The organism is Kitasatospora sp. Xyl93, from assembly GCF_055383135.1.
Genome location: NZ_AP029185.1, coordinates 1,531,178 through 1,543,634 on the forward strand (window position 1 = coordinate 1,531,178; position 12,457 = coordinate 1,543,634).

The 12,457-nt window shown below is 74.7% G+C and carries 2 protein-coding genes (1 of these 2 only partly in view); both read right to left on the reverse strand.

Annotated elements, in window-relative coordinates; translation table 11 throughout:
• A protein-coding gene (locus ACZ5GH_RS06400) for a type I polyketide synthase (protein WP_464333681.1) crosses the window boundary here: on the reverse strand, positions 1-3,052 show its 5' portion. The gene continues 15,227 nt to the left of window position 1, outside the view; only the first 3,052 of its 18,279 coding nucleotides appear in the window; the start codon lies at positions 3,050-3,052; its stop codon lies beyond the left edge, outside the window.
• Positions 3,052-12,426, reverse strand: a complete 9,375-nt coding sequence (locus ACZ5GH_RS06405) for a type I polyketide synthase (protein WP_464333682.1) — start codon at positions 12,424-12,426, stop codon at positions 3,052-3,054. The genes ACZ5GH_RS06400 and ACZ5GH_RS06405 overlap by 1 nt, the downstream gene beginning before the upstream one ends.
• Between the last annotated feature and the right edge of the window lie 31 nt (positions 12,427-12,457).

Below are 12,457 nucleotides of genomic sequence, written 5' to 3' on the forward strand. Positions count from 1 at the left end.
CCGCCAGCGGCGTCTCGTCCAGGGCCAGTAGCGACACCACACCGGCCACGCCCTCGGCCAGCTCCGCGTCGACGTCCTCCGGTCCCGCGACGGTGACGACGCTCGCGCCGTGTGCCGTCAGCGCGTTCGCGACCGCCTCCCGGTCGGGCCCGTCGCCGACCAGCAGCCAGGTCCCCGTCGGCGTGGCGGCCCGCTTCGCGTCGGCCGCCCGCCAGACGATCCGGTAGCGCCAGTCGTCCACCGAGGTATCCGGGCCGGCGGCCTGGACGGAGGCCACGGCGCCGAGCCAGTAGCGCCGGCGCTGGAAGGCGTAGGTGGGCAGGTCCACGACCGTGCCGCCGCCCAGAAGCGCGGCCCATTCGACCGGAAGGCCCCGTACGTAGGCCTCGGCGAGCGAGGTCAGCAGGCGCTCGGCGCCGCCCTCCTCGCGCCGCAGGGTGCCGACCACCACCGAGCCCTCGACGTCCTCGACGACGTCACCCACCGCACCGGTCAGCACCGCGTGCGGGGACACCTCCACGAACACGCCGTGCCCGGAGGCGCCCAGGATCCGGACCGCCCTCTCGAACTCCACCGTCTCCCGGAGCGACGCGTACCAGTAGTCGGCGCCCATCTCCGGGCCCGACAGCCACGCGCCCGTCAGCGCCGACACCATCGGAATCCGGGCCTCGGTCGGCGCGATGCCCTGGAGAACCGAAAGGATCTCCTCCCGCAGCTCGTCCACGTGGGCACTGTGCGACGCGTAGTCCACCGGAATCATCCGAGCACGCGGCGAATCCCCACAGGCCTCCGCCAGTTCCCGCAGCGCGTCCGCGTCACCGGAGACGACCGTCGCCGACGGACCGTTCACCGCCGCAACCGACAACCGGGAACCGTACGGGGCGATCCGGGCGCGGACACCGTCCACCGGCTCCGCGATCGACAGCATCCCACCGCGACCGGCAAGGGCCTTCAGGGTCTTGCTCCGCAGAGCCACCACCTTCGCGGCATCGTCCAGGGAAAGAATCCCGGCCACCGCCGCGGCGGCGATCTCACCCTGTGAGTGACCCACCACCGCGTCCGGAGCGACACCCGCCGCCTCCCACACCGCCGCGAGCGACACCATCACCGCCCACAGCGCCGGCTGCACCACATCAGCGGCCTCGAAACCATGCCGGCCCGCCAGGACATCGTCCAACTGCCAATCCACATAAGGCGCCAGGGCCTCAGCACACTCCGCCAACCTCGCCGCGAACACCGGCGACGACTCCGCCAGCTCGCGCCCCATCCCGACCCACTGACTCCCCTGACCGGGGAAGACGAACACCGTCCGCCCCACACCAGCGGCCGCCACCGAGCCCGTGACCACGCCGGGCGCGGGCTGCCCCGCGGCGACAGCCGTCAGTCCCGACGCGAGTCCGTCCCGGTCCGCGCCGAGCACGACGGCCCGGTGCTCCAGCGCCGACCGCGTCGTGGCCAGCGACCACGCGACGTCTCCCACCGACAACTCCGGTCGCGCCACCACATGTTCACGCAGCCGGGCCGCCTGACCCGCCAGCGCCGCGACGCTCTGCCCCGACACCACCCATGCGGGAAGCCCCTCGCCGGACAGGATGCGCGGCGCGGCGCCCGCCACGACCTCCGGACGGCCCGAGCCCGCCGGTGCCTCCTCCAGGATCAGGTGCGCGTTGGTGCCGCTGACGCCGAACGCGGACACGCCGGCCCGGCGCACCCGCTCGCCCGCCGGCCACTCCACCGCCTCCTGCAGCAGCCGGACGTTCCCCGAGGCCCAGTCCACGTGCGGCGACGGGTTCTCGGCGAAGAGGGTCTTCGGCAGCACTCCGTGCTGCAGCGCCAGGACCATCTTGATCACACCGGCGACGCCGCTCGCGCAGCCGGAGTGGCCGATGTTGGACTTCACCGAGCCCAGCCAGAGCGGCCGGTCGGCGGCACGGTCCTCGGCCTGCCCGTAGGTCGCCAGCAGCGCCTGCGCCTCGATCGGGTCACCCAGCGTCGTGCCCGTCCCGTGCGCCTCGACCACGTCCACGTCGGCCGTGGTCAGGCCGGCGTCGGCCAGCGCCGAGTGGATGACGCGGTACTGCGAGGGCCCGTTGGGGGCGGTGATGCCGTTGGAGGCGCCGTCCTGGTTGACGGCGCTGCCACGGATCACACCGAGCACCTGGTGGCCGTTGCGGCGGGCGTCCGAGAGCCGTTCCAGCGCGATGATGCCGGCGCCCTCGCCCCAGCCGATGCCGTCGGCCTCGGCGGCGAAGGACTTGCACCGGCCGTCCGCGGCCATGCCGCCCTGCTGGGAGAACTCGATGTACGCGTCGGGCATGACCAGCACCTCGACACCGCCCGCCAGGGCCAGGGAGCACTCGCCCGACCGCAGCGAGCGCACCGCCAGGTGCAGTGCCACGAGCGAGGACGAGCAGGCGGTGTCGATCGTCACGGCCGGGCCGGTCAGGCCCAGCGTGTAGGAGATGCGTCCGGAGACGACGGCGGTCAGACCGCCGGTCATCTTGTAGCCCTCGGCGCCGCTGCCGTTGCCGCCCACGCCCGAGCCGTAAGCGGTGCCGCTGGCGCCGACGAACACGCCCGTGTCGGAGCCCTTCAGCGACATCGGGTCGATGCCGGCCCGCTCGACCGCCTCCCAGGCCGTCTCCAGCAGGATCCGCTGCTGCGGGTCCATCGCCAGGGCCTCGCGCGGGCTGATCCCGAAGAACCCGGGGTCGAAGTCGGCCACGTCGTAGAGGAATCCGCCGACCCGGGCGTACTCCTCACCGGCGCGCGCGTCCGGGTTGCCGTAGGCGCGCTCCCACTCCGCCCAGCCGCGGTCGGTGGGGAAGCCGCCCATGGCGTCCGTCCCTGCGGCGACCAGGTCCCAGAACCGGTCGGGACCGGTGATCCCCCCGGCGTAGCGGCAGCCGAGGCCGACGACGGCGATCGGCTCGCGCTCGCCGGCTTCCAGTTCCTTGACGCGCTCGCGGGTCCGATACAGGTCGGCGGCGAGCTTCTTCAGAGTGTCGAGCAGCTGGCTGTCGCCGCCCGCCGCCTGCGCACCACCGGTCATCACGAAAGCCCCAATTCCTTGTTGATGAAGTCCAGGACCTCGCCGGCGTCGGCGTCGTCCAGTCGCCCGGCCAGCGTCTGCTGCTCCTGCTCGTCCTGCCGTGGTTGCTCGGTGTCGCCCAGCCAGCGGGAGAGCACGTTCCTCAGCCGCAGGGTCACGTCGCGTCGGGCGCCGCTGCCGCCGGGCACCGCCGCGAGCGCGGCCTCCAAGCGGTCGAGCCCGTCGAGCACCGGGTCGGTGCCGGGGGCGGCCCGGGTGTCGTCGGCGGACGGGGCTCGCAGGCCGAGTTCGCCGTGCAGGTACTCGGCGAGTTCGGCGGGGGTCGGGTGGTCGAAGACGAGGGTGGCGGGCAGCCGCCGCCCGGTGGTGTCGGTGATCCGGTTGCGCAGGTCGACGGCCATCACGGAGTCGAAGCCGAGTTGGCGGAACGGTCGGCCCTTGGGCAGCGCCCCGGCGGTGTGACCGAGCACGGCGGCGGCCTGGTCGCAGACGATCTCCACGAGTCGGCGCAGCTGCTCCGCGTGGGGCAGGCCGGCGAGCTGGTCGGACAGGCGGGTGCCGTCCTGTCCGTCGCCGCCGGTGCCGGAGTCCGCGGACTCCGGTCGGGTCCCGGCGTCCGGCAGGTCGGCGAGGAGGCGGCTGGGACGGCGCAGGGTGAACGTCGGGCCGAACACCGGCCAGTCGATGTCCGCGACGGTGACGGCGTCCTCCCCCGCGTCCAGGGCCTGGCCAAGGGCGAGGACGGCGAGTTCGGGTGCCATGGCCCGGACGCCGTAGCGGGTCAGCCGGGTGGTCACGCTGCCGCCGCCCATGCCGCCGCCGCCCCACAGGCCCCAGGAGAGCGTGGTGGCGGGGCGGCCGGCGGCGCGGCGTTCGGCGGCGAGGCCGTCGAGGTAGCCGTTTGCGGCGGCGTAGCCGGCCTGGTCGCTACCGCCCCAGACGGCCGCGCCGGAGGAGAACAGCACGAAGTCGTCGAGGCCGCGGTCGGCGGTCAGCTCGTCCAGCCAGCGGGCGCCGTCCGCCTTGGGGGCGCACACCTCGGCCAGCCCGGCCGCGGTGGTCTCGCCGACGGTGCCGCCCTGGCCGACGCCCGCGGTGTGCAGCACCGTGGACAGGGCCGGGCCGCCGGTGGCCTCGATCCGGGCCAGCAGGGCGGCGACCTCGGCGCGCTCGGCGACGTCGCAGGCGACGACGTCGACGTCGGTGCCGCGGGCGGCCAGTTCGGCGGCGCGGGCGGCGACGCCCTCGGTGGCCGGGCCGCGCCGGCCGGTCAGCACGACGCGCCGCGCGCCGCGGCCGGCGAGCCAGCGTGCGACGTGCTCGCCGATGGCGCCCGTCCCGCCGGTGACCAGGACCGTGCCGCGCGGGGTCCACGCGGCGCCGTTCGCCGGGGCCTGCGGCTGCGCGACGCGCACCAGGCGTCGTCCGTACGCGCCGGACGGGCGCAGCGCCACCTGGTCCTCGCCGTCGCCATCCGTGAGGACGGCGGGCAGGCGCCGCAGGGCGGGGCCGGTGTCCTCGGGACGCTGCGGCAGGTCGATCAGGCCGCCCCACAGGTCGGGGTGGGCGAGGGCGGCCGTCCGGCCGAGGGCCCAGATCTGGGCGTGGACGGGCGGGCCGACCGGCTCGCCGTCGGTGGCGGCGGTCGCGCCCCTGGTCAGCACCCACAGCGGGGCGGCGGGCGCGTCGTCCCCGTCCCGGCGCCGGTCGGCGACGGCCTGCGCCAGGGCCAGGGTGGCGGCCAGGGCGCGCGGGACGCCGGGGTGGGCGTCGAGCGGCGAGGCCGCCTCGTCGTCGAGAGCGAGGGCGGAGACGATGCCGGAGAGGTCGTCGACACCGGTCGGCAGCGCGGCGGCGAGCGCCTCGCGGTCGGTGGTGTCGAGGCCATCGCCGGGCACTGTGAGGACCCGGGCGCCGGCGGCCGTGAGGGCGTCGGCGACGTCCGGTGCGGAGCCGACGAGCAGCCAGGTGCCGGTCGGCGCGGTGTCGCGGTCGGGCAGGGCCGACCAGGCGATGCGGTAGCGCCAGCCGGCGACGGCCGACTCGGCGCGTTCGCGGTGGCGCCAGTCGGTGAGCGCGCCGAGGGCCGGATCGCCCGGGTCGACACCGAGCAGGTCGGCGAGAGCGGCGGCGTCACCGCGCTCGACGGCGTTCCAGAAGCCCGCCTCGGCGGGCGTGCCCGCGGTGACCGGTGCGGTCGGGCCCTCCGCGGGCTCCGGCCAGAACCGGTCCCGCCGGAAGGCGTAGGTGGGTAGGTCCACGGTCGTGCCGCGGCCGCCGAGGACGGCGGTCCAGGCGACGGGCATACCCCGGACGTACGCCTCGGCGAGCGAGACCAGGAGACGCTCGGCGCCGCCGTCCTCCCTGCGCAGGGTGCCGACCACGGCCGCAGTCCGGTCCGTGAAGGCGTCGGTGATCGCCGGGGTGAGCACCGGGTGCGGGGAGACCTCGACGTACGCCTCGTGGCCCGCGTCGGCGAGGATGCGCACGGCGCGGTCGAACTCGACGGTCTCGCGCAGGGACGCGTACCAGTACGCCGGGTCCAGCTCCGGGCCCGACAGCCACGCGCCCGTCATGGCGGAGACCATGGGGATGCGGGCCTCGGTCGGCGTGATGCCCTGGAGGACGGCGAGGATCTCCTCGCGCAGCTCGTCCACGTGGGCGCTGTGGGAGGCGTAGTCCACCGGGATCATCCGGGCGCGGGGCGAATCCCCGCACGACTCGGCGAGTTCGCGCAGCGCGTCGGCGTCACCGGAGACGACCGTCGCCGACGGGCCGTTCACGGCCGCGACGGAAAGTCGGGAACCGTACGGGGCGATCCGGGCGCGGACACCGTCCACCGGCTCCGCGATCGACAGCATCCCACCGCGACCGGCAAGGGCCTTCAGGGTCCTGCTCCGCAGAGCCACCACCTTCGCGGCATCGTCCAGGGAAAGAATCCCGGCCACCGCCGCGGCGGCGATCTCACCCTGCGAGTGACCGACCACGGCGTCCGGAGCGACACCGGCCGCCTCCCACACCGCGGCCAGCGACACCATCACCGCCCACAGCGCCGGCTGCACCACATCCGCGGCCTCAAAACCATGGCGGCCCGCCAGCACATCGTCCAACTGCCAGTCCACGTGAGGCGCCAGAGCCGCAGCACACTCCGCCAGCCGGGCGGCGAACACCGGCGAGGCCTCCGCCAGCTCGCGCCCCATGCCGACCCACTGGCTCCCCTGACCGGGGAAGACGAACACCGTCCGCCCCACACCAGCGGCCGCCACCGACCCGGTCACCACGCCGGGCGCGGGCTGTCCCGCGGCGACGGCCGAAAGCCCCGCCAGCAGTTCGTCCCGATCCGTGCCCAGCACCACCGCGCGCTGCTCGAAGGCCGACCTCGTGGTGGCCAGCGACCACCCGACGTCACCGACCGGCAGCTCCGGCCGTGCCGCTACGTGCTCGTACAACCGGCCCGCCTGACCAGTGAGCGTCTGCCCGTCGCGGCCGGACAGCACCCAGGCGGGGAGGGGACGCGCCAGGACCGGCGCACGGTCCTCGGAGTCGTCGTCGGGGACGGCCTGCGGGTCGGCCGGGGCCTCTTCGATGATCACGTGCGCGTTGGTGCCGCTGATCCCGAACGCCGACACGCCCGCCCGGCGCACCCGCTCGCCCACCGGCCACTCCACCGCCTCCTGCAGCAGACGGACGTTGCCCGTCTCCCAATCGACGTGCGAGGACGGCTCGTCCGCGTGCAGGGTCTTCGGCAGCACCTCGTGCCGCAGTGCCATCACCATCTTGATCACACCGGCCACACCCGCGGCCTGCTGCGCGTGCCCGATGTTCGACTTCACCGACCCCAGCCACAACGGCCGGTCCTCGAACCGCTCCTGGCCGTACGTCGCCAGCAGCGCGCCCGCCTCGATCGGGTCACCCAACTCCGTACCCGTCCCGTGCGCCTCGACCACGTCCACATCCACCGCCGAGATCCGGGCGTTGGCCAACGCCGCACGGATCACCCGCTGCTGCGAGGGGCCGTTGGGGGCCGTGAGGCCGTTGGAGGCGCCGTCCTGGTTGATCGCGCTTCCGCGCACCACGCCGAGCACCCGGTGCCCGTTGCGGCGGGCGTCCGAAAGGCGTTCGAGCACCACGATGCCGACGCCCTCGCCCATGCCCATGCCGTCCGCGCCCTCGCCGAAGGCCTTGCAGCGGCCGTTCGGCGACAGGGCCCGCAGCCGCGAGAAGCCGACGAACTCACTCGGGTCGGCCATCACCGTCACACCGCCCGCCAGGGCGACCGAGCACTCGCCCGACCGCAGCGACTGCACCGCCTGGTGCAGCGCGACCAGCGAGGAGGAGCACGCCGTGTCCACCGTCATCGCCGGGCCCACCAGGCCCAGCGCGTACGAGATCCGGCCGGACAGCACACTCATCGCCGTGCCGGTCATGCGGTGCCCTTCGGAGCCGGCGGTCTCCTCCACCACGCCGAGGTAGCTCGACCGGGCCGCGCCGACGAAGACGCCGGTCGCGGAGCCGTGCAGCGACTTCGGGTCGATCCCCGCGCGCTCGACGGCCTCCCAGGACGTCTCCAGCAGCAGCCGCTGCTGCGGATCCATCGCCAGCGCCTCACGCGGGCTGATCCCGAAGAACCCCGCATCGAACTCCCCGGCGCCGGTCAGGAATCCGCCCTCGGCGACGTAGGTCTTGCCCTCGGCGTCCGGGTCCGGGTCGAACAGGCCCTCGGTGTTCCAACCGCGGTCGGTCGGGAAACCGCCGATCGCGTCCCCGTGTTCGGCCAGGAGGGTCCAGAGGTCCTCGGGAGTCCGGATCCCGCCGGGGTAGCGGCAGGCCATGCCGACGATCGCGACCGGTTCGGCCGGGGCCGCGACCACGGTGGTCACCGGGCCGGTCCCGGCTCCGAAGAGCCGGGAGAGGATCTCCTCGGCCAGGGCGGCCGGGTTGGGGTGGTCGAACACTACGGTGGCCGGCAGACGGACGCCCGTGGCGCCGTTGAGCCGGTTGCGCAGTTCGACGGCGGTCAGCGAGTCGAAGCCCAGCTCCCGGAAGGCGCGCGTGGTCGGGACCTCGACCGCAGAGCCGTGGCCGAGGACGGCGGCAGCATGCGCGCGGACCAGCTCCACGACCGCACGGCGGCGCTCGGTCGCGGTCAGGCCGACGAGGGCGCGGAAGAGTCCGCCGGTGGCCTCGGCCGGCCGGTCCGACCCAGCGGCGGCCGGACCCCGGTCCTCCTGCTCCCGGGCCTCGGGGATGGCGTCCAGCAGCGGGCGCGGGCGCGCCGCGCGGAACACCGGCGCGAACTTCTCCCACGTCACGTCGGCGAGCGCGATGAAGGTCTCGTCGTCCGCGAGGGTCTGGTCCAGCGCCGTCAGCGCCCGTTCGGTCTGGAGGAAGTTCATCCCCTGCCGGCGGAGCCGTCGGGGCGTCACCCGGCCGGGGCTGTGGTCCATCAGGTCATCGACCGCGTCCCAGTCCCGGGAGTCCCAGACGCCCCAGGCAATCGAGGTGCCCGGCAGGCCCCGGGCCCGGCGGTCCTCGGCCAGGCCGTCCAGGAAGGCGTTCCCCGCCGCGTACGGGCCGTGGTCGTTGCTCCCCCAGGTCGCCGAGATCGAGGAGAACAGCACGAACTCGTCCACGTCCAGCGCGGCCGTCGCCTCGTCCAAGTAGGTGGCCCCGGCGGCCTTCGCGCTGAGGGCCGCCGCCAAGCCCTCCCTGGTGGTGTCCTCGACCCGGGCCAGGTAGCCGGTGTTGGCCGAGTGCAGGACCGTGGACAGGCCCGGTCCGGTGGCCTCGATCCGGGCGACGAGGTCGGTGACGTCCCGACGGACGCCGGTGTCGCAGCTGACGATGTCGACAGCCGTCCCGGCGGCCGCCATCGCGGCCGCGAGTTCCACCGCCCCCTCCGCTGACGGGCCGGAACGGCTCGTCAGCACGACGCGCGGGGTGTCCCGCTCGGCGAGCCAGCGTGCGACGCAGGCCCCGATCGAGCCGGTGCCGCCGGTCAGCAGGACGGTGCCGCGCGCCCGCCAGGGGGCACGGCCGGCCGGCCGCGGCTCGGCCCGCACCAGGCGGCGGGCGAGCGTGCCGGAGGCGCGCAGGGCGATCTGGTCCTCCGTGCGGTCCGCGAGGACCGCGACGAGGCGGGCGCCGGTCCGCGCGTCGAACTCCGGCGGGAGATCGACCAGCCCTCCCCAGCGGTCCGGGAGTTCCATGCCGATGACCCGGCCCATGCCCCACAGCTGGGTCTGCACGGGAGCGGTCGTCACCTCGTCCGGCCCGGTCTGCACCGCGCCCCGGGTCAGCAGCCACAGCGGGGCGTCGACGCCGGTCCGGCGCAGTGCCTGGACGAGGTCGACCGTCGAGGCGGTGCCGCGCGGGATCCACGGGTACGCCGGGTCGTGGCCCTCCTCCAGCGCCAGCAGGGACACCACGCCGGCCACGCTGCCGGTGATCACCTGGTCGAGCGTCTCGACGCCGGTGCGGACGACGTGCGCGCCGTGGTCAGCCAGCGTGCGGGCGCACGCGTCGGCCACGTCTCCCTCACCGACGACCAGCCAGGTGCCGGACAGGGCCGGTACGGCGGTCGGGTCCGCGTCCGCGGGTTGCCAGCGGATCCGGTAGCGCCAGTCGTCGACGCCCGCAGCGCCCGCCGGCCGGGCCGGGGACGCGGGCCAGTACCGCTGGCGTTGGAACGCGTAGGTCGGCAGCTCAACCGCCGTCCCGCGGCCGAGCACCGACGCCCAGTCGACGGGAGCGCCCTGGACGTAGGCCTCGGCGAGCGAGGTCAGCAGACGCTGCACGCCGCCCTCGTCGCGTCGCAGGGTGCCCACGACGACCGGGGAGCGCTCCTCCAGGCTGTCGGTGATCGCCGGGGTCAGCACCGGATGCGGCGACACCTCCAGGAACACCCCGTACCCCGCATCGGCGAGAATGCGCACGGCGCGGTCGAACTCCACCGTCTCGCGCAGCGACGCGTACCAGTACGCCGGGTCCAGCTCCGGACCCGACAGCCACGCGCCCGTCAGCGCCGACACCATCGGGATGCGGGCCTCGGTCGGCGCGATGCCCTGGAGAACCGAAAGGATCTCCTCGCGCAGCTCGTCCACGTGGGCACTGTGGGACGCGTAGTCCACCGGAATCATCCGGGCACGCAATGACTCCCCACACGAGTCCGCGAGTTCACGCAGCGCATCCGCGTCACCGGAAACGACCGTCGCCGACGGACCGTTCACCGCCGCCACCGACAACCGGGAGCCGTACGGGGCGAGCCGCGCGCGGACGCCGTCCACCGGCTCCGCGATCGACAGCATCCCGCCACGACCGGCCAGCGCCTTAAGGGTCTTGCTCCGCAGAGCCACCACCTTCGCGGCATCGTCCAGGGAGAGAATCCCCGCGACGGCGGCAGCGGCGATCTCACCCTGCGAGTGACCCACCACCGCATCCGGCGCGACACCGGCCGCCTCCCACACAGCGGCCAGCGACACCATCACCGCCCACAGCGCCGGCTGCACCACATCCGCGGCCTCGAAACCATGCCGGCCCGCCAGCACATCGTCCAACTGCCAATCCACGTGAGGCGCCAGAGCCGCAGCACACTCCGCCAGCCGCGCCGCGAACACCGGCGAGGCCTCCGCCAGCTCGCGCCCCATCCCGACCCACTGACTCCCCTGCCCCGGGAAGACGAACACCGTCCGCCCCACCCCACCAGGAGCCACCGACCCCGTCACCACACCCGCCGCCGGCTGACCCGTCGCCACCGCCGCCAGACCCGCCGCGAGCTCACTGCGCTCGCCGCCCAGCACGACCGCACGCTGCTCGAACACCGAACGCGTCGCCGCGAGCGACCACGCCACATCGCCGACGGACAACTCCGGCCGCGCCACCACGTGTTCACGCAGCCGACCCGCCTGCCCGGCCAGCGCGGTCGCGCTGCGGCCCGACACCACCCAGGCCGACGCCGCCGTCGACAGGACGGGCGACGGGCGCTCGTCCTCCGCCGTCGGCTCCCCGGCCGCGGGCGCGGGCGCCTCCTCCAGGATCACGTGGACGTTCGTCCCGCTCGCGCCGAACGCCGAGACGCCGGCCCGGCGCACCCGCTCGCCCGCCGGCCACTCCACCGGTTCCTGGAGCAGCCGGACGTTCCCCGAGGCCCAGTCGACGTGCGAGGACGGCTCCCCGGCGTGCAGGGTCCTGGGCAGGGTGCCGTGCCGCAGGGCGAGCACCATTTTCATCACGCCGCCGACGCCGGCGGCCTGCTGCGCGTGGCCGATGTTGGACTTCAGCGAGCCGAGCCACAGCGGCCGGTCCTCGTCGCGGCCCTGTCCGTAGGTGGCCAGCAGCGCGCCGGCCTCGATCGGATCGCCCAGCTCCGTGCCCGTCCCGTGCGCCTCGACCGCGTCCACCTCGGACGCGGTCAGGCGGGCGTCGGCGAGGGCGGCCCGGATGACCCGGCGCTGCGCGGGCGCGCTGGGCGCCGTCAGGCCGTTCGACGCGCCGTCCTGGTTCATCGCGCTGCCGCGAATGACCGCCAGGACGCGGTGGCCGTTGCGGCGGGCGTCCGACAACCGTTCCAGCAGGACGAGTCCGGCGCCCTCGCCCCAACCCGTACCGTCGGCGTCCTCCGAGAACGGCTTGCAGCGTCCGTCGGAGGCGAGGCCCTGCTGGCGGGCGAAGTCGGCGAACATCACCGGGGTGGACATCACCATCACGCCGCCGGCGAGGGCGAGCGAGCACTCGCCCGAGCGCAGCGAGCGGGCCGCCAGGTGGACGGCGGCCAGCGAGGAGGAGCAGGCCGTGTCGACGGTCACGGCGGGCCCGTTCAGGCCCAGGGTGTAGGAAACCCGGCCGGAGAGCACGCTGATCGCGCTGCCGGTGACCAGGTGGCCCTCGTCGTGGCCGTGCTCGCGTGCGTACCAGTCGTAGCCCGACGCGCTGGCGCCGACGAACACGCCGGTGTGCGAGCCGCGCAGGGTGCGCGGGTCCAGTCCGGCGTGCTCCAGTGCTTCCCAGGCGATCTCCATCACGATGCGCTGCTGCGGGTCCATCGCGAGAGCCTCGCGCGGGCTGATCCCGAAGAAGCCGGGGTCGAACTCGGCCGCGTCGGGAAGGAAGCCGCCGCGGGTCTCGTAGCCGTGGGCGGCCGCCTCGTCCGGGTCCCAGCCGCGGTCGGTGGGGAAGTCGCCGACCGCGTCGGTACCGGTGGCGACCAGATTCCAGAGCTCGTCCGGCGTGCGCACGCCGCCCGGGTAGCGGCACGCCATGCCGACGACGGCGACGGGTTCGCCGGTCACGGTCTCCAACTCGCGGACGCGCTCGCGGCTCTCGTGCAGCTCGGCCGTGACGCGCTTCAGGAAGTACCGGAGCTTGTCCTCGCTCACGCGTTCCACCTCGGGGTGCTCGGGCTGTGGG